The organism is Prevotella sp. oral taxon 299 str. F0039 (genome assembly GCF_000163055.2).
Lineage (GTDB): Bacteria > Bacteroidota > Bacteroidia > Bacteroidales > Bacteroidaceae > Prevotella.
Genome location: NC_022111.1, coordinates 1,363,404 through 1,388,783, shown reverse-complemented (window position 1 = coordinate 1,388,783; position 25,380 = coordinate 1,363,404). Strand labels below are relative to the sequence as shown.

General features: G+C 38.0%; 20 protein-coding genes. 4 read left to right on the top strand and 16 right to left on the bottom strand.

All coding sequences use genetic code 11. The features are described 5' to 3' along the window. Positions 1 to 69: 69 nt before the first annotated feature. Positions 70 to 987 carry a dihydrodipicolinate synthase family protein gene (locus HMPREF0669_RS08410; protein WP_009227892.1) on the bottom strand — a complete coding sequence of 306 codons (918 nt, stop codon included), beginning with the start codon at positions 985 to 987 and terminating at the stop codon, positions 70 to 72. A 346-nt stretch (positions 988 to 1,333) separates the two neighbouring features. On the opposite strand from HMPREF0669_RS08410, the gene HMPREF0669_RS08405 reads away from it, so the two are divergent. Further along, positions 1,334 to 2,116, top strand: a complete 783-nt coding sequence (locus HMPREF0669_RS08405; protein ID WP_009227893.1) for a DUF4595 domain-containing protein — start codon at positions 1,334 to 1,336, stop codon at positions 2,114 to 2,116. 624 nt (positions 2,117 to 2,740) lie between these two features. On the opposite strand, the gene HMPREF0669_RS08400 is transcribed toward HMPREF0669_RS08405, so the two are convergent. The 11 genes from HMPREF0669_RS08400 to HMPREF0669_RS08350 all read right to left on the bottom strand — a co-directional run bounded on the left by HMPREF0669_RS08400 (position 2,741) and on the right by HMPREF0669_RS08350 (position 15,296). Then, positions 2,741 to 3,970: an FtsX-like permease family protein gene (locus HMPREF0669_RS08400; RefSeq protein ID WP_009227894.1), complete on the bottom strand. Its 1,230-nt coding sequence runs from the start codon at positions 3,968 to 3,970 to the stop codon at positions 2,741 to 2,743. Positions 3,971 to 4,021: 51 nt separating this feature from the next. Further along, a complete protein-coding gene (rbfA, locus tag HMPREF0669_RS08395) occupies positions 4,022 to 4,357 on the bottom strand; it encodes a 30S ribosome-binding factor RbfA (protein ID WP_009227895.1) in 336 nt (111 codons plus the stop codon). A 77-nt stretch (positions 4,358 to 4,434) separates the two neighbouring features. Then, entirely contained in the window at positions 4,435 to 5,280 is an 846-nt protein-coding gene (murI, locus tag HMPREF0669_RS08390) for a glutamate racemase (protein WP_009227896.1), read from the bottom strand. A gap of 19 nt (positions 5,281 to 5,299) precedes the next feature. Beyond that, entirely contained in the window at positions 5,300 to 5,809 is a 510-nt protein-coding gene (locus HMPREF0669_RS08385) for an OmpH family outer membrane protein (protein WP_009227897.1), read from the bottom strand. Between the two features lie 125 nt (positions 5,810 to 5,934). Next, complete coding sequence (locus HMPREF0669_RS08380; protein WP_009227898.1) at positions 5,935 to 6,435, bottom strand: OmpH family outer membrane protein; 501 nt, start codon at positions 6,433 to 6,435, stop codon at positions 5,935 to 5,937. Positions 6,436 to 6,469: 34 nt separating this feature from the next. Beyond that, positions 6,470 to 6,976: an OmpH family outer membrane protein gene (locus HMPREF0669_RS08375; RefSeq protein ID WP_009227899.1), complete on the bottom strand. Its 507-nt coding sequence runs from the start codon at positions 6,974 to 6,976 to the stop codon at positions 6,470 to 6,472. A 50-nt stretch (positions 6,977 to 7,026) separates the two neighbouring features. Then, positions 7,027 to 9,669: an outer membrane protein assembly factor gene (locus HMPREF0669_RS08370; protein WP_009227900.1), complete on the bottom strand. Its 2,643-nt coding sequence runs from the start codon at positions 9,667 to 9,669 to the stop codon at positions 7,027 to 7,029. A gap of 102 nt (positions 9,670 to 9,771) precedes the next feature. Next, on the bottom strand, positions 9,772 to 10,518 hold the full coding sequence (locus HMPREF0669_RS08365) for an isoprenyl transferase (protein ID WP_009227901.1): 747 nt from the start codon (positions 10,516 to 10,518) through the stop codon (positions 9,772 to 9,774). Positions 10,519 to 10,616: 98 nt separating this feature from the next. Continuing rightward, positions 10,617 to 11,318: a DUF6089 family protein gene (locus HMPREF0669_RS08360; RefSeq protein WP_009227902.1), complete on the bottom strand. Its 702-nt coding sequence runs from the start codon at positions 11,316 to 11,318 to the stop codon at positions 10,617 to 10,619. Between the two features lie 35 nt (positions 11,319 to 11,353). Then, positions 11,354 to 12,754 (bottom strand): DUF6242 domain-containing protein, encoded by a 1,401-nt coding sequence (locus tag HMPREF0669_RS08355; RefSeq protein ID WP_020967354.1) that lies wholly within the window; start codon positions 12,752 to 12,754, stop codon positions 11,354 to 11,356. Positions 12,755 to 13,148: 394 nt separating this feature from the next. Then, the gene (locus HMPREF0669_RS08350) at positions 13,149 to 15,296 is read right to left on the bottom strand and encodes a GH92 family glycosyl hydrolase (protein ID WP_009227905.1); all 2,148 of its coding nucleotides are present in this window, start codon (positions 15,294 to 15,296) and stop codon (positions 13,149 to 13,151) included. Between the two features lie 1,102 nt (positions 15,297 to 16,398). Here HMPREF0669_RS08350 and HMPREF0669_RS08345 point away from each other — a divergent pair. Together HMPREF0669_RS08345 and HMPREF0669_RS08340 are read left to right on the top strand one after the other, a co-directional pair. Then, complete coding sequence (locus HMPREF0669_RS08345) at positions 16,399 to 17,673, top strand: glycosyltransferase family 4 protein (RefSeq protein WP_009227906.1); 1,275 nt, start codon at positions 16,399 to 16,401, stop codon at positions 17,671 to 17,673. Further along, positions 17,670 to 18,446, top strand: coding sequence for a glycosyltransferase family 2 protein (locus HMPREF0669_RS08340; protein WP_009227907.1), 777 nt, complete (start codon positions 17,670 to 17,672; stop codon positions 18,444 to 18,446). The genes HMPREF0669_RS08345 and HMPREF0669_RS08340 overlap by 4 nt, the downstream gene beginning before the upstream one ends. A gap of 405 nt (positions 18,447 to 18,851) precedes the next feature. Here HMPREF0669_RS08340 and HMPREF0669_RS08335 read toward each other — a convergent pair whose 3' ends face one another. The 3 genes from HMPREF0669_RS08335 to HMPREF0669_RS08325 form a co-directional block, all read right to left on the bottom strand. Next, positions 18,852 to 19,799, bottom strand: a complete 948-nt coding sequence (locus HMPREF0669_RS08335; protein WP_009227908.1) for a peptidoglycan DD-metalloendopeptidase family protein — start codon at positions 19,797 to 19,799, stop codon at positions 18,852 to 18,854. A gap of 234 nt (positions 19,800 to 20,033) precedes the next feature. After that, positions 20,034 to 22,139 (bottom strand): ATP-dependent DNA helicase RecG, encoded by a 2,106-nt coding sequence (recG, locus tag HMPREF0669_RS08330; protein ID WP_009227909.1) that lies wholly within the window; start codon positions 22,137 to 22,139, stop codon positions 20,034 to 20,036. 169 nt (positions 22,140 to 22,308) lie between these two features. Further along, complete coding sequence (locus HMPREF0669_RS08325) at positions 22,309 to 22,986, bottom strand: 2-C-methyl-D-erythritol 4-phosphate cytidylyltransferase (protein ID WP_009227910.1); 678 nt, start codon at positions 22,984 to 22,986, stop codon at positions 22,309 to 22,311. A gap of 289 nt (positions 22,987 to 23,275) precedes the next feature. Here HMPREF0669_RS08325 and HMPREF0669_RS08320 point away from each other — a divergent pair, with 289 nt between their 5' ends. Next, positions 23,276 to 23,743, top strand: coding sequence for a hypothetical protein (locus HMPREF0669_RS08320; RefSeq protein ID WP_009227911.1), 468 nt, complete (start codon positions 23,276 to 23,278; stop codon positions 23,741 to 23,743). 211 nt (positions 23,744 to 23,954) lie between these two features. Here HMPREF0669_RS08320 and rseP read toward each other — a convergent pair whose 3' ends face one another. After that, positions 23,955 to 25,331 carry an RIP metalloprotease RseP gene (gene rseP / locus HMPREF0669_RS08315; protein WP_020967351.1) on the bottom strand — a complete coding sequence of 459 codons (1,377 nt, stop codon included), beginning with the start codon at positions 25,329 to 25,331 and terminating at the stop codon, positions 23,955 to 23,957. Positions 25,332 to 25,380 lie beyond the last annotated feature (49 nt).

Below are 25,380 nucleotides of genomic sequence, written 5' to 3'. Positions count from 1 at the left end.
TGTTAGCCTTTTATGTTGTAAAAAGACGCTTGTAACACGCAAGCCCCTATATATAATAAGGTAAAACGCTTAGAATACGTTACATTTATTGAAGAAATCGATTGCTTCGAGTTCTGCTTTCAATGCACGTTCTTCATCATCTGTGATGTTTTGGAATGGTGTTCTGTTAGGTCCGAGGTCTAATCCTATGAGCTTCATAATGCGCTTTCCGCCCACAATATTACCACGATAACGGCATATAACATTTATTACTTCTTGACCAAAGTTTTGAAGTTCACGTGCTTCTTCGATGTTTCCTTCTTCCCAAGCCTTCAATATTGCGGTTAAACAGCGACCATTATAGTTGGTTGTTCCACCGATTCCACCTTGAGCTCCACCCATTGCGAGACATGGAAGGATAGTTTCATCTTGTCCATGAAGCATATCAAACTTGCCATTTGCATACAAACGACATTGGTTATATTCGTATAAACTTTCGTAAGTGTATTTGATTCCTGCAAAATTAGGAATTCTTCCGTCTACTGCTTTCAAGAATTCTAGCATTGAAAGGTAGGCTCCATTGAATGCAGGAATGTGATAATAATAGAATGGAAGCTGTGGTGCTCCTGCTGCAATTTCCTCACAATACTTCACCAACTCTTCTATTCTTCCAACCTTTGGAAATGGAGTTGCCATGGCACCAATACCGAATGCACCGATCTTTTGTGCGTGTTCTGCAAGTCGTCTACTTGTTTTTACGCAAGTACTACCCACATGTACAATCACTTTGAAATCGCTTGGAGCTGCTTTCATCCATGCTTCTGCAAGTTTCATACGCTCTTCTTCTGTGAGCATATAACCCTCTCCGCTCGAACCATTGATAAAAACTCCTTTCAAACCATTATTCTTTAGCATCGCTGCATAGCGTTCAATTGGCTCATAATTCACCTCACCATTACTATAAAAGGGTGTGAATGGCGCATCGATTAATCCTTTGATCTTTTCCATTTACTTATTCTTTTGTTTAGTATTTTTAGTATAGCACAAAGATAAGCAAATGAAACGAACTTGCAAAGACATTAACATTAAATTTTAAAGGCGTAAGAACGTTAAAAGAACAAGAAACGAATAACGCCCAACCTTTCTTCTTTTCATGATACTAAAAGGCATATTGAAGGAGAAATAGAGTAAGAAGATAATAAAGTATTTCTTACTTCCTTTCACATAAGAGAAGACTTTTAACGACAAAAAGACGTACCTTTGCATCTAAGTTCTAGATGCTTTATAAGAGTAAAGCAAAATAAAATAGCTGTAACAAGATAATAGATTATTAACATTATAAATATTATTCAAAATGAAAAAGAAAGTTTTATTAGGCTTATTGGTTTGTGTTGTGGGCTTATTCAGCGCATGTTCATCAGACAACAACGATGATAACAAAGGTGGAAATACCGTTGTTACAGGTGAGAAGATTATTGGTTTTACAGACAATAAAGGTAATGTTCTCAGCGATTTTCAATACGATAAGCAAGGAAGATTGGTGAGTGTAACACTAGAAACCAATTCGGATGAGGGCAAAGAAAAAAACATTATTACCTATAAGTATTCTGAAAATTTGATAGAAGCACAGTCTACAGGGGACCGAGAGGCTGTAAGTACATTCTATTTAAAAAATGGAAAGATAATCAACAGCACGTTTAAAGCTGAAGATGTAGATATTATTAAATACACATACGATATCAATGATCAACTAAGTAAAGTGACAACAAAAGACAACACTATCAATATTTCATGGCAAAAAGGTAATATTACACAGATAATTACTCAGTATAAGAATGATAATATCATTCACAAGTTTGTTTATACCAATCATTCAGCTAAAAACTTTATTCCTTTAAGCGAATTAGAAGACTGCATTCCTGTTATAGATTCCGTTGATCCAATTTTATTTATGCAGGGTTACTATGGCAAATATGTAACTAATTTGGTTGAAACTGCATTCACTAATCACACACCAATCCTTACTCCTACAGACGAAGTAGAAAATATTACCTACACTTACACCCTTGATAACAAAGGAAAAGTGGTGAAAATTACAGACAATAAAGGTAATATCGGAAACTATACTTGGAAATAAGGCTGTTCAAAACATTGCTTTTTATTTTATAAAACGCATTTATCAAGATTAAAAGCAAGCTGAAAGAAAAAGAAGAATTCCAAAATTAAATATAAGAAGCGGAAGAAGAAATAAACACTTCTAAGATTTTCAACTTATAAAAGCACAAAACGAGGTATTGAAATAATATTCAATATCTCGTTTTTTTCGCTCTTAACCTATCCATCACTCCACTTTTCAGTCCTTTCCCAGAGGCTTTAATATTGTTAAAATCCTCCTATCGTCCCCTGCAACAATTCTATTCCGTAACTATTTCATTATCATAACAATTGCAATAACACTGATATTACAAAGCAATAGCACTGCTTTTAGGGTGCAATTGCATTGCTTTTGGCAACCAATTACAATGCTTTTGTTTTCCGACAGCAATGCAAGGAGAAATCAAAAAGAATGTATATCACAAGCGAGGTGTGCGGATTGCAGTGCAATTTGTATGGCATTGATTGGCAGGAGCAATTCTTTTGAATAGAAACACGGGCGCACAAGCTATAGAAAGACAATCTTTTGAGTGATTGCCTCTATCGAAATAGAAAGAAAAAGTTGATTTTTTCAGTAAGCAAATCGCTAAAAGAGCGATACGAATGCCTACTTTAAGAATCGCTTACTCAAGGTGCGAACAGGATACCACACCGACAACCAACCCGTAATGATAACGGTGATGAGCACCAAAAGCACATCGATGTAGTGCACACTAACGGGATAAGCGTTCACAATAAAGGTGCCACTGCTTTCACCCAAAGCAACAAGTCCGAATGTTTGTTGTAACCAACAGAGCAATAAACCAAGCGAAATGCCCAATAGAGCACCAAAGAATGCAATTAAACGACCTTCGAATAAAAAGATACTTACAATTTGCTTGTCGGTTGCTCCCAGCTTTCTTAGCGTCTCAACATCGTTCTTTTTGTCGAGAATAAGCATCGACAACGATCCAATAATATTGAAACTTGCTACAATAACAATAAAAGTGAGGAAGATATAAGCAATCATCTTCTCTACTTGCATAATCTTAAACGTGTCTTCTTGTTGCTCAAATCGGTCGAGAACCTTTAGCTCTTTTCCTCCAATATTTTGCATTTCTTTTTTTACTGCATCGATATCGGCTCCTGGTTTGAGCTTTATTTCGAGCGAAGAAATCATACCTTGCTCGCCAAAAAGGTTACGAGCAAAGTCTATCGAAGTGACAACGTGGTCTTTATCGTATTTTTGTTGATTGGCAATAAAAATGACATCGGGCGATAAGAGCGAATCTACCACAAACGCAGTAGTGGGGTTTGAAGGGTCTACTTGCCCCTCTTTGATTGGCGCATAGATACGAAGAAAGCCCTCCCAACGTGTTCCAAAGCCAAGAGTTTGCGCAGCTCTCACTCCAAATATACCATATTGTAGAATGCCTGCATGTGTTTCAAAGTTGCCTTCTCCATACAAAATCTTTTGTATGTTGGTTAGTTCTGGAAAGTTATCTTGCACTCCTTTTACTCTCACCATCAGCTGTTTGTCTCTATAAACGGCAAGAGCCATATCCTCTACACACTCTGTTGCAACAGCAACTTGTGGCATTTTCTTTATCTTGTTGATTGAGATTGCATCTGCAGAAATGGTTTTTCCGACAGCTGGAACCACTTGAATTTGAGGGTCGAAGTTGGTGAATAGAGAAGCAACTAAATCGTGAAAACCATTGAATACGCTTAATATCACCACTAAAGCCATAGTTGCAATGGCTACACCTACAACCGATATGGCTGAGATTACATTGATAACTGCGGTGCTTTTCTTTGAAAAAAGATAGCGACGGGCAATGAAAAAGGGTAGATTCATTGGTTGGGAAAGGATATAACTTTACGAATGTTATGCGATAATAATAATGGTTTATTTTGCCAATAGTTCGTCGATGCGCTCTAAGTAATCGAGTGAATCGTCGATAAAGAAACGTAGTTCGGGAACGATTCGCACTTGCTTGCCTATCTTTTTGCCTAATTCAAAACGAATACTTTTATAGTTTGCACGGATATTCTCTAGTATTTCGTCTCCTTTTTCTGATGGAAATACGCTGAGATAAGCGGTACATACGCCTAAATCGGGAGATACTTTGCAACGTGTTACCGATACCATCATGCCCATCATGGCACGTGTTTGATTTTGAAAAATTAAGCTCAATTCTTTCTGAAACAGGCGAGCTACTTTATTTTGTCTTGTTTCTTGCATTGTTATCTTTTATTTATTGAAATGGGATTAGATGCCCATAAGGGTTGCTTTTGCATGATGATGAGATAGAACAACGATTATTCTAAATCGATATGCTGCACCGATATGTCTTCGTGTAGAAAGATTTTGGCACTTTCTTTAAATCGTTCTGCATTCTCGGTGGTATAGTATTGGGTGACACCTTGCTTGATACAAAGTTGCTCTATGTCGGAATGTCGCTGCAAATAGTTGGCTAAACTTTTAGCAACATATTGCCCTTGTGCAACCACTTGTACTCCCTTGGGAGTGTATTTTTTTATCTTTGGTAAAAGAAGTGGATAGTGAGTGCAACCTAATATCAATGTATCTATCTGGCTATCAAGCGACATAATTGTGTCGATGCGCTTCTTTACGAAGTAATCTGCGCCCTCTCCGTCTGCCTCATTGTTCTCTATTATAGGCACCCAAAGCGGACATGACACACCAGTTACAGTGATATCGGGATGTAGTTTGTTGATTTCTAAAGCATAACTATTGCTCTTGATGGTTCCTTCGGTTGCCAGAATACCCACATGATTGGTGTGGGTTAGGTCTCCAATGACTTCTACGGTGGGGTGAATGATACCCAAAACACGACGCAATGAATTATCCATCTGTGGCAAATCGTGTCGTTGTATGGTTCTTAAAGCCTTGGCAGAAGCGGTGTTACAACCAAGAATGATAAGACGACAACCCAGCTCAAAGAGTTTCATCACAGCCTGTCTGGTGAACTCATACACCACATCAAACGAGCGAGAACCATAAGGTGCCCGTGCATTATCACCCAAATAAATGTAGTTATATTGAGGAAGTTCTTTGCGAAAGGCCTCTAGAATGGTTAAACCTCCATAGCCTGAGTCGAACACTCCTATAGGTCCAGCAATATTGTTTTGCTCGTTTTTCATTCTCACTATTGATGTTTCTTTATTTCAAAGCGTCTTTTACAAGAGGTAAAAGATCTTCTGCTTGTACCTTATTGATAAAAGGTACTGCGTTATTGTCGGTATTAAGAACAAATGAAAGATTGCGTGTTACAGCCAATTGCTCTATAATTGCATTGAGTGTGCTATAGAGTTGGTTGTTAGAATCTTGCTCTGCTTGTTGCAATAAGCGTTGTGCCTCTTCTTTGAATGCAACGTTCTTTTGCATTAGTTCTTGTAGCTCTGCTTGGCGTTTGCGAAGAATTGAAGGAGCAAAATCACGTTGTCCTGCTAAAAAATCTTCGTATTTTTTATTGAACTCGTCTTCTACTCGCTGCATCTCTGCATCATACTTGGCCTTAAGAGTTGCCATGTTTTGTTGCGATTGAGCATACTCTGGAAGTGCTTTTACGGCTTCTTGATAGCTGATATAACCATAACGCAATCCACTTTCTTGCGCTTTTGCCACGAAAGGCAATAAAAGCATGATTAAAGAGAATATTATTTTCCTCATAAATAAAATAGGACTTATAAGCAGAAAGCCGACGATAGTAATTCTATTTTATTGGTATCGCCCCATAAAAGAACTATCCATTAAAATAAAAACACCCTCGGCGGCTCTGCTATTAGCTGTATTTATTATTTCAATTTATTCATTTCAGCCTTAATTGCAGCTGTTACATCTGTGCTAAGAGTGCTGCTAATATAAGGAATACCCAAAGAAACATCCATAATATAAACGTAGTTTCCTGCCTTACCAACATTCTCTATAGCCTTTTGAATCTTTGTAACTAAAGGTTGCATCTTCTCTTGTTGAAGCTTTTGAAGTGCTTGTTGATTGTCGGTATATGCTTGTTGAAGCTTTTGTTGCAAAGTTCCTAAACTTGTTTCTGTTTCTTGTTGCTTTGTAGCATTCATGGTTGCTTTGGTCTTTTCATACTCTTCAACCTTCTTTTTGAATTCATCTTGCATTGCAGTTAATTCGTTTTCGTATTGCTTAGCAGCTGCTTCAATCTCTCCACGAACCCTTGCTAACTCTGGCATTGCAGACAAAATCTCTTGCTGATTGCAGTGACCAAACTTCTGTGCAAATACTGTCATAGGCATAACTAATGCCAACATCAAAATAATCTTCTTCATTTTAATTTTCTATTTTATTATTATTAAATTCGTTTTAGTAACCTAACTTTTGTAGCACCTCATTGCTAATGTCTATCTTTGGCGACGCAAATATAATGCCTGTATCTGATGCTCGATCGAGAACAAGACTGTATCCTCTTAGCTCTGAAATATCTTTCACTACATTATATATTTCTTCTTGTAATGGAGCAATAAGCGCAGTGCGTTTCTTAAAGAGCTCTCCTTCTGGTCCAAAGTATTTTCGTTTTAATTCAGAAGCTTCTTTCTCTTTCTTCATTATCGCATCTTGCTTTGTCTTTTTTTGCTCTTCCGACAAGAAAACGACTTCGTTTTGATAATTCTTATACATTGTTGCTGCTTCAGTATTCAATGCTTCTACCTCTGCTTGCCACTTTTTACTCACTTGATTTAGTTGCTCGTTTGCACGCTCATAAGCTGGCACATTCTTCAAAATATACTCCATATCGATGAGCGCAAACTTCTGTGCTGAAGCACTAATTGCCATAACAAGCAATGTAAGTGATAACAATATTTTTTTCATTATACGTTTCCTTTCTTTTAAGATGATAACGAACTAAAGCATGATACCTTTTAGAATTCCTGTCCTAAGATGAAGTGGAACTGTCCACCACCTTTCTTTCCAGTAGTGTCTTTGTCAAAACCATAAGCGTAATCAATACCCATTAAGCCCACCATTGGTAAGAAAATACGAACTCCAAGACCTGCAGAACGTTTCACATTGAATGGATTAAAGTTCTTAGCATCATACCAAGCGTTACCTCCTTCAACAAATCCTAAACCATAAATAGTGGTGTTTCCTAACATAAAAGGATAGCGAAGTTCAAGTGTTAAACGATTATATGCATACGCACCACTACGAGTTCGGTTGTTATCTACTGCTACTGGGGTTAGTGATCCATTCTCATAACCACGCAATCCCACGGTTTCTGTAGCATAATTGCTTGCATATCCACTCATACCATCACCTCCAACTTCGAATGTTTCAAATGGAGATTTATTGTATTTATTGAAGCTTCCGAGGATACCAAACTCAACTCTTGTCATCAATACGAAACATTTTGAACCACTTGTAAGGGCTGTATAGGTCTTACTCTTAAACTTCCACTTATGATATTCCACCCATCTATACTTCTCTTGTTGTTCTTGTTCGTATGTTTTAGAGTTATAGTTCATTGCAAGATTCTTATAATCTTTCTTGAAAATAGATGACCATGGTGGTGTAATTGATACCGAAGCGGTAAATTCTGAACCACGTCTTGGGAACAATTGGTTATCTGTTGATGTACGACTTAACGACAAGTTGAAATTCAAATTATTTGCATTTCCGTTACTCATTAAGAAGTATCGCCAGTTCTTTAATGAGTAACGAGTATATGATAATTGTGCAGATAGCATGAAATAGTCGTCAGGCCAACGCAAACGACGACCCCAACCAAGTGACACGCCGAATAGAGTTATATACTTATCTGGGTCATAAAAACTCTCATAAGAGTTGCGTCCGTAAACCGAAGAACCATATAAATAGTTGTAATAGTTATCGGCATAACTTCTATTAAATTGATTACTTGCGATATCTGTTTGCTTAGAGAAGTATGTACTCACGCTAAATTGAACTGGACGTTTACCTCCAAGCCAGTTTGTTGAATAACTTGCATTATACGATTGATAGTATCTACCATTTGTTTGAGCACCTAAAGCCAATTGTTCTCCATCACCGATAGGAAGCAAACCACGATGTTCTCTGTTCTTATTAAAGAGGTTACGCATAGAGAAGTTATTGAGTTTAAGACCTACTCTACCAATAACACCTGTTTGACCCCATCCTAATGAGAACTCAACTTGATCGCTTGACTTCTGTTGTAGATTCCAATTGATGTCTACAGTACCATTTTCTGCGTCTGGTTTAACATCTGGTGAGACCTTTTCAGGATCAAAATGCCCCATTGATGACAATTCTCTTGCAGAACGCATCAATGCTTCTTTAGAGAAAAGGTCGCCTGGTTTTGTACGCAATTCACGACGAACTACATTCTCATATAAACGATCATTTCCATTAATTCTTACATGATTGACATATGCTTGGGGACCTTCTATGATACGCATTTCGAGGTCTACGCTATCACCTACAATGTTTATCTCTGTGGGTTGAAGGTTATAGAAGATATAACCAGAGTTCCAATAGAGGTTACCCACAGCATCTTCGTCTTCTGTAAGACGTTTATTGAGGAGCTTTTGGTTATATATATCGCCTTTTTTGAAACCTAATTTCGCCTCGAGTTGATAAGTAGAATAAATCGAGTTACCCACCCATGAGATGTTACGAAGATAATATTTCTTACCTTCATTCACCTTTATTGCGATGTCAACATGCTTAGAATCATAGTTCCAAACACTATCTTCCACAATATAAGCATCCTTATAACCTTTCTCATTGTATAGAGATATAAGGTTTTGTTTATCTTTTTCCCATCTTTCTGGGGTATATTTCTTAGCCTTTAGGAATGAAGATAGCTTACCTGCTTCATGAGTTTTAGCAAAAGCACCTTTGCTCAATAATCCACCTTTAATGCGCTTTGTACTTACTTCTTTATTTCCTTCTAATATAATTTGGTGTACTTTCATTTTCTCTTTCTTATCTACAGAGATGTCAAGTATCACTTGATTCTTATTAGAAAGGTCGTCGTGCTGTGCAATTACAACCTCAGCATTTTTAAATCCCTTATCATCAAAATAGCGTTTTGCTAATATTTTGGCACGATCTATCATGTTTGGGGTGATCTGTGCGCCCTTTAGAAGACCTAATTTTGCCTCCATATCTTCTCGTTCTGACTTTTTCAAGCCATAATAGTTAATCAATGAGACCCTAGGTCGTGTTTGAAGATGAATATGAAGAAATATTTTATTCCCTACAATTGAATCTGCAGAGATAGAAACATTTGAGAAAAGACCATGTTTCCAATATCTTTTTATAGCATCGGTAATCTCTGTTCCTGGCACAGAAATAGTCTGTCCCAATGACAAACCCGATATACCTGTAAGCATATAGTCCTCATAACCTTCAACACCCGAGGTGACTAAACCACCTATTTCAAGTGTTCTAGGAGCTCCAGCATAATTAATTTCGGGATTAACTACAACATCTTGCCCCATTGCTCGTGCAACAACAAGGACTGATGTCAGTACCGATAATATTACTTTTCTTATATTAGTCATCTTAATATATTTTTCTCTTTTAATGTTCTTTTGATTGATTCAATTGCAGGAAAGATGCTTTCTCCTTAGCAATAATTATCAAGTAATTTGAATCTGTAATGTTTATTCATTACATTCATCTTCTACTTGAGCTTCTGTTTTACCAAATCTACGTTGTCTACTTTGATAATCTGCTATTGCTTTATGCAAATCTTCTTCGTTAAAATCGGGCCAAAACGTATCACAGAAATACAATTCTGAGTAAGCAATCTGCCACAATAGATAGTTAGAAATACGTTGTTCGCCACCTGTTCGTATAAGAAGTTCAGGGTCGGGCATAAACAATGTCTCCATATTTTGCGACAACATATCTTCTGTAATATCGTTTATTGCAATTTCACCGCTTTGCACTTTCGTTGCAATACGCTTCGTTGCTTCTGTAATTTCCCATCTCGAAGAATAGCTAAGTGCTACAACCATTGTCATTGCAGTATTTTTTTCAGTATGAAGTTCTGTTTCTCTCAGTTTATGTTGAACTGCTTCTGGCAAACGACTCATATCTCCTATCACTCTAAAGCGAACATTATTCTTCATAAAGATCTCGTCTTCTAATGAAGATAACACAAGTCCCATCAACGCTGCAACTTCGGTTTCGGGTCTATTCCAGTTCTCTGTTGAGAAAGTATAAAGGGTTAAGTATTCAACACCTAAGCTAACACACTCTGATGTTATGCGTCGAACTGTATCAACACCAGCTTGATGTCCATAGCTTCGATCTTTGCCTTTTTGAGTTGCCCAGCGACCATTTCCATCCATAATAATGGCTATATGGCGTGGAACACGTTGTTTGTCGAGGTTGATACTTTCCATTCTTTATATTCTTATTTTTATTTATTGAGATGTAAGAGCTTTGAGAGAATCTATCATGCGATATCTGTTCTCTAACAACTCTCACTCCTTTTTATTCTTTATTCATCATCGTTATGACATGTTCTGCATTTGGCTGCAAAGCTATAAGTGAGACTTACTTGCAATGCCGAATAGCTATCGGTGTTTTTAAACATCCCTGAAGAAGCAATGCCATAAGGGTCTTTCACTCCATCTAACCCATCACTTAGGGCAAAGTGCATTGTCCATTGAACAGACAAGTTGGTTCTTTCACCCATTTTATACTTCAAGCCAAGTCCTAAAGGAATATTTGCTGTGAGTATATTCTTGACATCTGATTTCACATAAGTTGCTCCAATACCTCCTAATATATAAGGTGTAAGTTTGCGAGCACCTCGATAATCTTGCCCTGTTCCATACGGCCAGAAGTTATATTCGTAAACTGCCGATAGGTCGAACACTTTATTTTTGAATGTGTACACATTATTATAATAGGGAGTGTAGAATGTTGCTAAACCCTCTGAGCTACCCTTTAGTGTTCCAAATGTAGACCGAAAACCCAATGCCATATAGGGATTGAACACCCTTTTCAGAACGATCGATGCTACTGGTTGTTGATTTTTCAGGATGCTTCCATTAAAATCGCCTTGATAACTCATCAAGCCCACACCTGCACCTATCTCCATTTTATATTCATCATCACTCTGTGCATAAGCTGTCAAAGCACAAAAAGCAAACAACAAGCAAAGCAAGCGTTTTTCGATGAATATCTTTATAGTCATAAAACGACCTATTCCTTTTATCTTTTAAATAACTTTTATTTCACGAATCTGCCTTGAATACCTTTGTAAACTTTACCTGTGGTGCCATAAACAAGCCACAAATAGTTATCGGCATCCACTGCCATTGCCACCTGAGAAGTTGAGTTTGCAGCAAGGTTCACAAGTTGAATGTCGGTGCTTTTTGACCATGTTACACCCCAATCTTTACTTACATATAGTCTTTGCACTTGCTTGTTGTTTGTGCCTGTAAGTGTTTCTGCACCTGTTGCCAATAGCAATTGACCATATTGAGCAACCTGCATATTCACCAATTCCGGTAGTCTGTTATTGCTATTACTTGGAAATCCATAGAACGACCATGCGTTGTTCAATGCGCCATTACTGCTATCTACAACCTTACTCCAAGTCACTTGTTTTTGAGTTCCGTCGCCTATGTTGTTCGATAGGTTTCCTACCACCACCAAACTACTTAGTGTTGGGGTACTTTCTATCTTGCTTTCAAATCCAAAGACGTTAACACTTGGGAAATTGTTCTTATTGCTATCAAGTGTTTCCGCTGTCCATGTAGCACCATTATCGCTACTTCTTAGCACTTCGTTAGAAGCATTTAAACCATAAAGGTTATTGCTATCTGCTGCAAACAAACGTGTAACCGAGGTAGAACCAACCGCAGTCCATGTGGTAGCATCGCTACTCTTGTAGATGGTTGTGCCATTGATTGAGAAAAGAGCGTTATCCTTCTTCACCACGTTTTGTGCAAAGTTAGCATCGAAAGTGATGTTAGGCGAAATGGCTGCCCATGTTTTTCCATCGTTTGTTGCGGTTGAATAGGCTTTCACAGAATTGCCGTTTACACCAAAGACAAACATTTTTCCACTGAAATTCACCATTCGCATACCTGTCAATGATGCTAAATTAGCATCGCTTGTCAGTGCATCTTTCCATTGAAAACTATCTGGCTGAGCCACTTGCACATTCAATTTTAGCTTATAACTGCGCTTATATGTTCCATTACTGCTATATACCAGCACTTCACGCTCAGAACTTAAGTCGAGCGTATCTGTTGAGTTATAATAAACAGGATTATTTGTTTTAAGATCTTTTAGATACACAATGCCACCATAACGGGTTGTAAAGTTACCTAAAAGCTTCTTTGCATTAGTGCCATAGGGCAACGCTTCGTTATTATAAATCGTGTTTTCTAACTGATTTATACTGAATTGTATCTTTGTAGGGGTGATTTTTTGAAAGTAAACACTATCCTTATCACCTGCCTTTGTCTTAGTATATTTTGTTACAGTAGCTTGTGTTATACTGAAACCAACTATCGCAGTATCATCGTATCCTTCAAATTCTGTACCCTCACCTTTAACACATGAGGCCATAAAAGCCACCGCCAAAAGCAACATAAAAAATGGGTATGCTATTCTTTTCATTACGTTTCTTATTATATTCAGATTGCAAATTTAATGAGAAATCCGCAAATAATAGGCATATTTACTATTATTATATGCAAAATATTAATAACTTTCTATTTTAAAGAGCTTTTTGTTTATAGTTATAGTTAAAAGTATTGCTTTTTATTAGAATATTTACCAGCAAACAAAAGCAGTGCTTTTAGTTTGTAAAAGCATTGATAATGAGACACAAAAGCATACAAATTAGGTGGCAAAAGCATTGCTTTTGCCACCTAACTAAAAAACTTTCTTACGACAACAAAATGTTATCTTTTTTATTTCACCATTGCACTCCCGTTTCGACGTGAGTATTTTTGCGTTTAGATTCACCTTTCAGCTCACATAAAACACGGCACAATGGCACTTTAAATACTTATTTTTTATCGCTCATAAAGAACTCAAGTGTACCTCCATTCATAATATCTTTGTAGTCGATATACCAGTTTTTGTAGGTCTTTCCGTTGAGTTTTATACCTTTGATATAAATATTTTTATCGCTATTGTTATGCGCTACGATGGTGAATGTTTTGCCATTGCCCACGTTTACGTCTACTTTATTGAACAAAGGAGAGCCGAACCAGTAGCGACCATCAGCAGGATCAACCTGATACATACCCATTGCTGAAAGAATATACCATGCAGACATCTGGCCAACATCTTCGTTTCCGCTCAATCCATCGAATGTATTTGTGTATTGAGTGCGCATCACTTCACGAACACCTTTTGCAGCTTTGTAGTTCTGACCCACATAGTTATACATGTAAAGAATGTGATGACTTGGTTCGTTTCCGTGCGCATATTGACCAATTAAGCCTGAAATATCGGGTGAAGCATCTTTACCTAAATCACCTTCTACTACAAATAGCGAATCGAGTTTATTGGTAAAGCGTTCTTTCGAGCCAAAAAGTTTAATCAATCCAGGCACATCTTGAGGCACAAGCCATGTATATTGCCATGCATTTCCTTCAGTATAATCATCTATTCTGTGACTTGATGAGAATGGATTAAATGGTTCTCTAAACTTACCATCAGCCACTGCACGCATAAAGTTGGTTTTCTTATCAAAATAATGAATATAAGATTTACCTCGTTTATCGAAATATTTGAAGTCGTCTTTATAGCCTAAAGCCTTTGCAACCTTAGCAAGTGAAGCATCTGCAATAGCATATTCAAGTCCTTTTGATACGGTTTCATTAGTAGAATCACTAGTCCAGGGTATATAACCATATTTCTTTAGATTATCAAGAGAACGCTCATTAAGCATTGCAGAAGATTTCATTGCATTATAAGCGGCTTTCTTATCAACATCGAAACCTTTCAAAACAATATCTGCCAATACTGGAATTGCTGGATTACCAATCATACAATCGGTTTCATTTCCAACGAGATGCCACACTGGTAGTTTACCTTGTTGCTCAAAAATCTTGATAAATGTTTTAGCAAAATCTTTTTGTTTCTCTGGATGAATAATTGTTGCAAGTGGATGCCAAGTACGATATGTATCCCAAAGAGATAAGATAGTGTAGTTAGTAAAGTCGTCTTTATAAACCTTTCCATCAGATCCTCGATACTCACCATTTACATCATTAAATACCGATGGCGAAAACATTGAATGATAAAGTGAAGTATAGAACACTGTTTTATCATCAGCATTAGAAGTGGTTACATCTATCTTTGCAAGTTCATCATTCCAACTTTTATCTGCATTTGCAACAACTTCGTCGAAATTCCAACCAGGAACTTCAGCCTTTAAGTTTGCTTTTGCATTGTCGATGCTCACTGCAGACAATCCAACTTTTACTAATAAAGGTTGTGGATTGTAACCAACAGAGAACACACCAACGCTATCTTGCTCTGTTTTTACGAGTTTAATAGGTTGCGAAAACTCTGCAACAAAATACATCTTTTGATTTTTTGCCCAGCCAGTAGAATGTCTATAACCTGTAAGCACTTTACTGTTTTCTTGAGTAAACTTACATTCTGTCATCTTATCCCAGCCTATTCCTTGAGCAAGGTTAATCTTAACAAGAGCTTCTTTATTAGACAAAGGGAAGGTGTAACGATGCATTCCCACGCGTTTGGTGGCAGTTAACTCTACCAAGATCTTACTATCTCCAATACGAACAGTATAATATCCAGGGCGAACATACTCTCCATCATGAGAAAATTTCACGGTATAAGCTTCGCTATCGTAGGTTGGCAATAACGAAACATCACCCAAATCACCAACTCCTGTACCACTTAAATGGGTATGAGAGAAACCTCTTAACACAGAATCTGTGTAGTGATAACCCGAACACCAGTCCCATCCTCGTGTTATTTGAGTGGGTCCTAGCTGCACAAAACCAAAGGGAACGTTAGCTCCTAAGAATACATGTCCGTGTCCACCAGTACCGATATAAGGGTTAACCCACTGTGTATAACAGTCTTTTTTGTTACTTGCTTGTGCTTCATTGCTATGTCCTGCCACTGCAAAAAGGGCAAAAGCAAAAGCACACGAGCCAAAAATCGTTTTCAACATAGTTTTATTGTATCTTTTATTTTATAATTATTATTCTTCAAAAATAGGCATATATCATGTTGTATACGCCTTCTCTAGTTCAGAGAAGAACAAGGCTAACGGCTTACAAAGTTAGTAAATTACTTGATAAAAATCAAACAATTACACAACATTTATCACCTCTTATAATTGTTTTTTACTATTGTTCTGAATCGCTATTACGTCAATAAAAATCATACACATTGCAACCAAAAGTATTCCACACACCTTTCGATATACAAAATAGCATACAAACAACTTATTATCAATGATTTATAAACTATAAAAACAGGGTACTATTAACCATAAGATAGTTTTGTGTGCGCAAACAACATCTTGATTTTTATCAAATAAAACGCCTTTTTGAGACATTTTTCACCAACTTTCTTGCAAACTAAATAGCAATATCATAACTTTGCATCATCAAAAGGTTAATAGATTGTTTAGGTTAGTAGTAATAAATTTATGTTTTTAGTTATTAGTTAAGGTAAAATTAGATTGTTTAACGGGAGAAATGGAGGTCGAGAGACTCCCATTTATCAAGTAAAAAAATTAAATGTTAAACATAAAAAAAAACGCCATCGCTCGTGTAGAGTAATGGCGTTTTCACTTATATATAGGCTAAGTAGAACACTAACCCCAAACAACTAGAACCCAAGCACTTATTTTTCAGGACACAAAAGCAGGCAGAGCGTTTTGCAAAAGCATTGCTATTGACTTGTAAAAGCATTCCTTTTACACTGCAAAAACATTGACATTATATAACAAAAGCACCGCTATTACAAAACAATCACTTTTCTATATGTTTCTAACTACTCTCCCATTCCTTTAAAAAGGAAGAACTTCTGAAAATACAAGTCAATAAAAACTCATAATAAAATCATCTCCATTCTACCCTCATTAGTCCACTTTCCCTCCCCCAAAATAGTATATTTCTCACATAGAAGTAGACTAACAAGAAGCTAAAAGCAGGATGTAAAGAACACAAAAGTTGCTTTCTTTCATTGTTTATTCTTTGAAAATACAAATAATTAAGCATTGAAAAGCTTTGAATTTGCGTTGCAAATCGTAACTTTGCAATATCATGCGCATTCTTATTATCAATACAAGTGAGAAGACAGGAGGTGCAGCTGTTGCCTCTAACAGATTGCTTTCGGCTCTGAACAACAACGGAGTGAAAGCTAAAATGTTGGTACGCAACAAAGAAACTGATCATCTTTCGGTTGTGAGTTTGTCTCAACCTCTAAAACAAAAGTGGAACTTTTTATGGGAAAGGTTCTGCATTTTTCTTCATCTCCACTTATCAAAAAAAGGCTTATTCGATATTGATATTGCCAATACAGGATGCGACATCACCCGCACTAAGGAGTTTTTAGAAGCCGACATCATTCATCTTGAATGGATTAACCAAGGTATGTTGTCGCTTAAAAACATTAGAAAGATTCTCGAAAGTGGCAAACCTGTGGTGTGGACAATGCACGATTTGTGGCCAGCAACGGCTCTTTGCCACTATGCCCGTGGGTGTATTGCATTTAAAACAAGTTGTAAGCGCTGCCAATTGTTGCCCCATCACGGATCTATGAACGACCTTTCGGCTCGCATCTGGGCGCAAAAGCAAAAGACTTACAGCAAGGGTAGAATTCATTTTGTGTGTTGTTCGAACTGGCTTGCACAACAAGCCAAGCAAAGTGGCTTACTAAAAGGGCACAGCATTACATCTATCCCCAATCCAATAGACACGCACATCTTTCATCCTATCAATAAAAATGAGGCTCGAGAAGCTCTTTCTCTCCCTAAAGATAAGCACATCTTGTTATTCGTTTCGCAAAAAGTAACAAACGAAAGAAAGGGTGTTCACCACCTCATCAACGCTATTAAGGAGCTAACAGCACTACATCCGCAGTTGAAAAACACGTTGGCTGTTGCGCTAATGGGCGGAAGTGCCGACGAAGTTACATCTCAATTGCCTGTTGAAACATTCTCTTTGGGCTATATCAGCGATGATAAATCGCTCGTAAACGCTTATAATGCAGCCGATTTGTTCGTTATTCCATCGTTAGAAGACAATCTTCCTAACACCATTATGGAGGCTTTGGCATGCGGAGTGCCTTGCGTTGGCTTTAATATTGGCGGTATTCCTGAGATGATCAACCACAAAGTGAATGGCTATATTGCTCTTCCTAAAAGCGCAAAGAGTCTTGCAGAGGGCATCAACTGGGTGCTTTCGCATCCCAACAAAAACGAGTTAGCACAACAAGCCGTAGCTAAAGTCAATCAAAACTACTCGCAACAGGGTGTCGCAATGCGCTATATCAACTTATATAATGAGGCTCTTGCTCGAAAAATTTACAAACTATGATTAGCTTTTCTATCATCACTTGCACTTTTAATGCACAAGATGTGTTGCAAAGAACGCTCGATAGTGTGGCGCAACAGACATATAAAAACATCGAACACCTTATTATTGATGGGGTTTCTCATGACGAAACACTATCGATGGCACATGCTTATGAGGCGAAAATAAGTAGCTGTTCGGAGCCATATAGCATTAAAATCGTATCGGAAAGGGACAAAGGTTTATACGATGCGATGAATAAAGCGATTCAATTAGCGAGCAACGACTACATTGTTTTTATGAATGCGGGCGATACTTTCAAGGATATCGACACGCTTCAAACGATTGCTTTGTCGGTGAAAGAGGGAGAGTTGTTGCCAGGTGTGTTGTATGGCGACACGGATATTGTTGATATGGAGGGCAAGTTCTTGCGTAAACGCCATCTACAAACGCCTCAAACGCTCACTTCTAATTCGTTTAAACAGGGTATGTTGGTGTGTCATCAGGCTTTTTATGCGCTCACTTCAATTGCAAAAACCACTCCTTACGACTTGCAATATCGTTTCTCTGCTGACGTAGATTGGTGTATTCGTATCATGAAAAAGAGTGAACAGGAACATCGTGCGCTGCGCAATGTGCATGCAATTGTTGCTAACTTTCTAGATGGTGGCTTAACTACTGCTAACCATAGGGCATCATTAAAGGAGCGTTTCAGGGTGATGTGTCATCATTATGGATGTGTTTCTACTACCTTTATGCACCTTTGGTTTGCTATTCGAAACGTGTTAAAACGATAAAATTCAAGGTCTTTCTCTCTTCTTCTTGCTACTTCTAATCTACTTAAAAGTGGCTTTCTGCTCACGTCTCTTATATTATAATAAGGTGAAAGCTGTGTTTTTATTTTGCAAAAGCAACACTATTATGTTCTAAAAGCAATGGTATTACGACCTAAAAGCATTGAGTTTAAATCACAAAAGCAGTGTTGTTTCATTGCGAAAGGAAGAGGTTTGCACTTTACAAGGAAGGCAAGTAGAGCTTAAAATAAATATGGTAGTAAGACTAAAGCTGGATTATTATCTCGAAACAAATGGTAGATAATAACGAAAAAGCAAAATAAAAAGTCCCTTAGAATCATCGTTCCAAAGGACTTTTGCTTGTATTTTTATATCAAATTCTTTGATTTCTCGCTAAAAGAGCACCCTTTATGAGTAGCGAAGAACACGACCTGGGCGCAAATGTTCGTTCTTTTTGAGGTTGTTTAGCTCACAAAGTTTGTCAACAGTAACGCCACGTCGGCGAGCAATTGAGTACAAAGTTTCTCCTGAAGACACAAAGTGATAGCTGCGATCTCCATTGTCTTTTTTCTCATTTGTTTTGGCTTGAGCCATTTCCCCACGCACATCTGCAGGCGAATAGCCACCATTTCCAATCTTACCTCTTAGCCTAGTTGCTTCTTCCGACTCGCTATCATAAGTGCTTTTGTTAAACACATAGTAGTCTCCTGTTACGTCTTGAGCTTTAAAGTCGAATAAAAGTGCAGGGTTAAGTGCCACTCCACAGAGGCGAGTTTCAAAGTGTAAGTGCGATCCAGTACTACGTCCTGTGTTGCCACCGAGCCCAATTACGTCTCCAGCTTTAACGTCTTGATTCTCTGAAACCAATTGTTGTGAGAGGTGACCATATATTGTTTCAAGTCCATTTGAATGGCGAATGACAATATATTTACCATAACCACGTCCTTCATAAGCCACCATTCGCACCTTACCACTAAACGCTGCACGGATAGTATCACCGATATAAACTTTTATATCCAATCCTTTATGCGCACGACCCCAACGTGCTCCGAAGTTACTTGTAACGACTCTACTGGTTGTGGGCATACAGAAATGACGCAGATTTATTTTGAAAGTGTCTGGAAGTGCAGTCTGACGATGAGCAAATTTGTTGTTCCAATCATCGTAAAGTTGCGCTGCTGGTGATTGAAGATTTTCTCTTATTGCAATGCTTCTCATAACAAGTGTATCTACAGCCTTCATCTTTCGATCTACAGGAGCTTGCCTTGCGAGTAGATCTTGAGCGTGAATGGCATTAGAAGAGAAAAGCATTAACGTTCCAAGAGCTAAGGTTTTAAGTGTTCTTTTTAAAGTCATAGTTATTCTTTTAGGTGAAACTTCATATCTCAAAAACAAAGAATTCAAGACATGTTCTTAAACTATTGCAACAACACAAAAGACACAATAGTCTACTAATAACTGGACAAAGATAAAGAAAAAAGATGGAAATTGCTCTTAATCAAGAACTTTTATTAGTTATTTAACTTTTTATTGGTTTTCGATTAATCTTTTAATTCATTGATATACAATAAGAAATTCCCAATAAAAGCATTAACTTATCGACGCCCAATCAATGGTTGCTTTCTTCATTTCTTTTAGTCTTTGCCACAACATTGCATACTCTGGCTTGTCAAAATGCTCGTCGTTATCCACCACTCGCAGTGCTTCTGTGCGTGCCATTTGCACCAATTGACCATCACGAGCAATGTTAGCAATCTTCAAATCGAATGCCATTCCACTTTGTTGCGTTCCTTCTAAATCGCCAGGACCACGCAATTTGAGGTCAGCTTCAGCGATTTGGAATCCATCATTGGTTGCACACATAATGTCGATACGTTTCTTTGTGTCGGCACTTAATTTGTAGTTCGTCACCAAAATGCAGTAAGATTGGTCTCCACCACGCCCTACTCGCCCACGAAGTTGATGCAATTGCGACAAACCAAAGCGTTGAGCTTCAAGAATTACCATAACTGTTGCGTTAGGAACATTCACCCCTACTTCGATAACTGTTGTGGCAACAAGGATCTGAGTCTCACCTTTTACAAATCGATTCATTTCCTCTTCCTTCTCTTTAGGCTTCATTTTGCCGTGCACCTTACTCATTTTGAAGTTTGGGAACACCTCTTTCAGATTTTCAAAGCCCGTTTCTAAGCTTTGTAAGTCTGTTTTTTCGCTTTCCTTAATCAATGGAAAAACAATGTAAACTTGCCGTCCTTGCGCCACTTGTTTGCGTATTCCGTCATAAAGCGAAACCGTTTGAGTGTCGTATTTATGAATAGTTTCGATGGGTTTTCTACCTGGTGGCAATTCATCTATCACGCTAACGTCTAGATCTCCGTATATAGTCATTGCCAAAGTGCGTGGAATTGGGGTTGCTGTCATCACCAAAACATGAGGCGGTTGTGCACTTTTTGCCCACATTTTAGCCCTTTGAGCCACTCCAAAACGATGCTGTTCGTCTACCACAGCCACGCCTAATCGTGCAAATTGAACGCTATCTTCAATTACAGCATGCGTACCAACGAGCATCTGAATTTCGCCTTTTTCGAGTCGAGTAAGAATCTCTTGTCGTTTCTTTCCTTTCACATTGCCCGTTAACAGCTCCACTTGCACGTCTAAACTCTTTAGAAAAGAAACGATAGTTGTGAAGTGTTGCTCTGCCAAAATCTCTGTGGGAGCCATTAAACAAGCCTGAAAATCGTTGTCAATAGCAATGAGCATGGTCATCAAAGCAACGAGTGTTTTGCCCGAACCCACATCGCCTTGCAACAAACGATTCATCTGTCTACCCGTAATCATATCACTTCTAATTTCTTTCATCACTCGTTTTTGTGCGTTGGTGAGCGGGAAAGGCAAATTATTGGTATAGAATGTGTTAAAGAAGTGACCCACTTTGGGGAGAAGATAGCCACGATATTTGCGACGATGTTCGGTTGAATAGCGAAGAATATTGAGCTGAACGAAGAACAATTCTTCGAATTTTAGACGCAATTGAGCATTCTGTACATCGGTTAAAGATGTGGGATAGTGAATGTTTCGGAATGCTTCGTAGCGTGAAACAAGATGCAATCGTTCGGTGATAAAGGTGGGAAGGGTTTCTGGTAGGGCTTCTTGTGGAATTTTATCGACCAACATTCGAGTGATTTTCTCAATAGCTCTCGACTGCAACCCTGCCTTTTTCATCTTCTCTGTTGTGATGTAATAAGGTTGCATGCGCATGGTTTCGATTTGCACTTCGCCCACTTTTTCGATCTCAGGATGGGTAAATTGATAGCGTCCGTTATAGAAAGTAGGCTTACCAAACACTAAATATTCGTCGTTTAAGTTATAGGTTTTACGAATATATTGCGCCCCTTGAAACCACACTAAGTCTACAACTCCACCTGTTGAGCCTCTGAAATGAGCCACAAGTCGTTTGCGCCTTGCCCCCATTTCGAACTCTTCAAAGCTCAAAATGCGCCCTTTTATCTGCACGAAAGGCATGTCGCCCGTTAGCTCGTGCACAGCGTAAATCTTACTTCGGTCTACATATTTATATGGATAATACTCTAAAAGGTCGCCCCAAGTCTTTATTCCCAGCTCGCTACTGAGAATATCTTTGCGCTTAGGTCCAACGCCCTGAAGATACATAATGTCTTGTTCTAGAATATTACTCATTATTGTTCTTTATCTTATTGATTATCAATTGCTTCACAAAAGCTATCCTATTACACTTCAAAAGCAATGCTTTTAGGGTGCAATATCAATGCTTTTAGTTGGTAAAAGCATTGTTTTTATTTTGCGATATCTATTTTATTGATTTGAAAAGAGATGGAGATTGATTCTTTTATAGTTCGTTATTCAACACTGCCGAGGCAACAATGATGTCGAAAGGAGTGGTGATTTTGATGTTTTCTCGATTGCCTTCTACCGAGAATACCTTTTCTCCTAAACGCTCAACTACCGATGCTTCGTCGGTGAAAAGAGGGTCGTAAGGTTGCTCATAGGCTTTTTTCAACAGCTCAACGCTAAATGTTTGGGGCGTTTGAACAATGCTATAAGCACTTCGATCCACGTTCTTTTCTTGTCCATCTTTATAGGTTTTGCGCAAAGAGTCTACCACTTTCACCACAGGAATAACGGCTTTGCAACCTAATACGGCATCGAAACAACGCTGAATGGTGTCTTTCGATACCAAAGGACGCACTCCATCGTGTATGGCAACATAGTCGTTTGCACCGCCATCTATGGCTTTTAATCCGTTTAAAGACGACTCAAAACGAGTTGAACCACCATCAACCACAGTGTGATCGACGTCGAAATGATAGTCGGAACATAAGTTGTTCCAATATTGTTGCTGTTCTTTTGGCAACACAACAACAATCTTTATCTGTGCATCAAAAGCCCTAAAACGCTCAATAGTGTGCATCAATATGGGCTTATTGCACAACAACATAAATTGTTTAGGTATGTCATTACCCATTCGAATGCCTTTTCCTCCTGCCACAATAATTGCATAATTCATTGTTGTCTCCTTTCTTTTGCGATGCGTTATTACGATAACAAAGTTATTCAAAACTTACTTATTATCCAAATTTTCTATTCTTTTGTATTTTATCTGCACTAAAAGAAAGGCTGAATATGCCTTTTATCACTATTTTTATGCATTTTTCTATTGTTCCTAAAAAGAGGGGAAAAGAAATCAACTCTAAAAAAGTGTTGCAGAATGGTTACATCACTACACAATAAAAACGCTTTTCTTGCGTTTATTTAGAATAATAAGGATAACACAATAATCATTTAAACAAAAGAATATGAATAAAATATACCAATCAACAAAATACCTCTTACTCTCGTTTTGCGCTCTTTTTGCATTTGCTTTAACGCTTAGTTCTTGCGGAAGTAACGACGATTTGAAGGGCTTTTCAAAAGATGATCAAGCAGTAATAGTAGGCTCTAAGGGTAATCATTTCACCATTCAGTTGGGCAAAAACAGAGCTGATAGAGACTATTATTATTTCGAAATTCCTAAAACAAGTAACGGAACTGAAATTGATCTCACTGTTGCTGGCGACTGGAAAGTGGAACATAGCAACAAAATTGCAGACCACGGAACAGGAGATGTGTTTGCAAAAGGAAGTAAACTCTACGTTCAACTCACCAACAAAAATAATATTAAGATCGAATACAATCTGATATATAATAATGGTGGCACCACTCTTTCAGGAGAATACAAAGGCAAAACCACAACAAGTAGTTCTTTCAACTTCTCGTTCCAATAGCTCCTTGATGTCAACAAGAAAGAGTTGAAACGTAAAAAGATAAAGAGATACAACCCGTAAGAAGATTACTTAGGTTGATGTAACATAAAAACGAGCAGACAACACAAAGTTGTTTGCTCGTTTCTTTTATGTATTGCTATTGCAATTTCTTTGTTTTCAAACGGCAATCCACTAAATTTTCAGTTGCATAGTTGCCGTTTTAAGAGCTGATTTACATGTATCCCAACCAGCGAAGAATGTCGTTCATATTGGCAACAATCATCAATAAGAGAAGAAGTCCTATGCCAATATACTCTGCAACGATAAGGAATTTCTCCCCAGGTTTGCGTCCTGTAATCATTTCATATAGCAAGAAGAGAACGTGTCCGCCATCTAATGCAGGAATAGGAAGTATGTTCATGAATGCAAGAATGATGCTTAAGAAAGCTGTCATGCTCCAAAACATATACCAATTCCATTCTGCAGGGAACATAGATGCAATAGAACCGAAGCCTCCAATGCTCTTTGCTCCTTCGCCAGAGAATAGGTATTTCATATCACCTACATAGCCAGAAAGCACCTTCATGCCGTGTTTTACACCTGCAGGGAAGCTCTCTAAGAAGCCATAAGAGATGTGGGTGACTTTATAAGTTTGCATAATTGAACCTGCAAAGATACCCACTTTAGCATCTTTTGTTAGGGTGATGGGCACTTGTTGCACTGCAGTGTCGCCTTGATGAACAAACGAAATAGTTGCTTTTAGAGCCTTTGCGCTGTCTGAAGGGTTCTTTGTTGATGCCAAAACATCAGCAATTCTGCCTGTAGCCTCAACAAAATCGTTATACGAAGCGATCGGAGTGTTGTTAAATTTCACAATCTTATCGCCAGCTTTAATTCCTACTTTAGCCGCTGGCGAGTCTGACATTACGCTATCAACTGTATTAGGAATAAACACGTCTACAAAGCGAGGTGTAGACTTAATCATATCTAATAGGTCCAAATTGCCTGGCATTGCTAAGCTAACCTTTTGACCATTGCGAAGCACATCTACACGTTTTGCAGTTGCAAGAGCACGATAGGTGTCGGCATCAAGACTCTTAAAGACTCCTAATTCGGTTCCTACCAAAATGTCACCATCGTGAAAACCTAAGGCTTTTGCTTCGCTATTGAATTTCATTCCATGAGTCATATCGCTTGTTTTCACAAACTTATCGCCCCATGTAAACATAATCATTGAATAAATGAACAATGCAAGTAGGAAGTTAACCATCACTCCTCCAAGCATAACAAGAAGGCGTTGCCAAGCGGGTTTACTTCTAAATTCCCAATGTTCGGCAGGCTTTTGTAATTGTTCGGTGTCCATACTCTCATCAATCATACCTGCTATTTTGCAGTAACCACCTAGTGGCAACCAGCCTACTCCATAGCGTGTGTCGCTGTTTTTGGGCTTAAACTCGAATAAATGAAACCAAGGATCAAAGAAAAGATAGAACTTTTCGACCCTAATACCAAACAAACGAGCAAAAAAGAAGTGACCTCCTTCGTGCAATAACACCAACAATGAGATGGCGAACATAAACTGTAAAAGTCGTATAAGGAATATTTCCATGTTTTATTGATTTATCGTTAATATTTTAATTGTTATTGAATGGCGTTGC

What these genes read in the sequence shown, in the direction of transcription:
- HMPREF0669_RS08410 (WP_009227892.1), bottom strand. Translation starts at nt 987, where the DNA reads ATGGAAAAGATCAAAGGATTAATCGATGCGCCATTCACACCCTTTTAT.
- HMPREF0669_RS08405 (WP_009227893.1), top strand. Translation starts at nt 1,334, where the DNA reads ATGAAAAAGAAAGTTTTATTAGGCTTATTGGTTTGTGTTGTGGGCTTA.
- HMPREF0669_RS08400 (WP_009227894.1), bottom strand. Translation starts at nt 3,970, where the DNA reads ATGAATCTACCCTTTTTCATTGCCCGTCGCTATCTTTTTTCAAAGAAA.
- rbfA (WP_009227895.1), bottom strand. Translation starts at nt 4,357, where the DNA reads ATGCAAGAAACAAGACAAAATAAAGTAGCTCGCCTGTTTCAGAAAGAA.
- murI (WP_009227896.1), bottom strand. Translation starts at nt 5,280, where the DNA reads ATGAAAAACGAGCAAAACAATATTGCTGGACCTATAGGAGTGTTCGAC.
- HMPREF0669_RS08385 (WP_009227897.1), bottom strand. Translation starts at nt 5,809, where the DNA reads ATGAGGAAAATAATATTCTCTTTAATCATGCTTTTATTGCCTTTCGTG.
- HMPREF0669_RS08380 (WP_009227898.1), bottom strand. Translation starts at nt 6,435, where the DNA reads ATGAAGAAGATTATTTTGATGTTGGCATTAGTTATGCCTATGACAGTA.
- HMPREF0669_RS08375 (WP_009227899.1), bottom strand. Translation starts at nt 6,976, where the DNA reads ATGAAAAAAATATTGTTATCACTTACATTGCTTGTTATGGCAATTAGT.
- HMPREF0669_RS08370 (WP_009227900.1), bottom strand. Translation starts at nt 9,669, where the DNA reads ATGACTAATATAAGAAAAGTAATATTATCGGTACTGACATCAGTCCTT.
- HMPREF0669_RS08365 (WP_009227901.1), bottom strand. Translation starts at nt 10,518, where the DNA reads ATGGAAAGTATCAACCTCGACAAACAACGTGTTCCACGCCATATAGCC.
- HMPREF0669_RS08360 (WP_009227902.1), bottom strand. Translation starts at nt 11,318, where the DNA reads ATGACTATAAAGATATTCATCGAAAAACGCTTGCTTTGCTTGTTGTTT.
- HMPREF0669_RS08355 (WP_020967354.1), bottom strand. Translation starts at nt 12,754, where the DNA reads ATGAAAAGAATAGCATACCCATTTTTTATGTTGCTTTTGGCGGTGGCT.
- HMPREF0669_RS08350 (WP_009227905.1), bottom strand. Translation starts at nt 15,296, where the DNA reads ATGTTGAAAACGATTTTTGGCTCGTGTGCTTTTGCTTTTGCCCTTTTT.
- HMPREF0669_RS08345 (WP_009227906.1), top strand. Translation starts at nt 16,399, where the DNA reads ATGCGCATTCTTATTATCAATACAAGTGAGAAGACAGGAGGTGCAGCT.
- HMPREF0669_RS08340 (WP_009227907.1), top strand. Translation starts at nt 17,670, where the DNA reads ATGATTAGCTTTTCTATCATCACTTGCACTTTTAATGCACAAGATGTG.
- HMPREF0669_RS08335 (WP_009227908.1), bottom strand. Translation starts at nt 19,799, where the DNA reads ATGACTTTAAAAAGAACACTTAAAACCTTAGCTCTTGGAACGTTAATG.
- recG (WP_009227909.1), bottom strand. Translation starts at nt 22,139, where the DNA reads ATGAGTAATATTCTAGAACAAGACATTATGTATCTTCAGGGCGTTGGA.
- HMPREF0669_RS08325 (WP_009227910.1), bottom strand. Translation starts at nt 22,986, where the DNA reads ATGAATTATGCAATTATTGTGGCAGGAGGAAAAGGCATTCGAATGGGT.
- HMPREF0669_RS08320 (WP_009227911.1), top strand. Translation starts at nt 23,276, where the DNA reads ATGAATAAAATATACCAATCAACAAAATACCTCTTACTCTCGTTTTGC.
- rseP (WP_020967351.1), bottom strand. Translation starts at nt 25,331, where the DNA reads ATGGAAATATTCCTTATACGACTTTTACAGTTTATGTTCGCCATCTCA.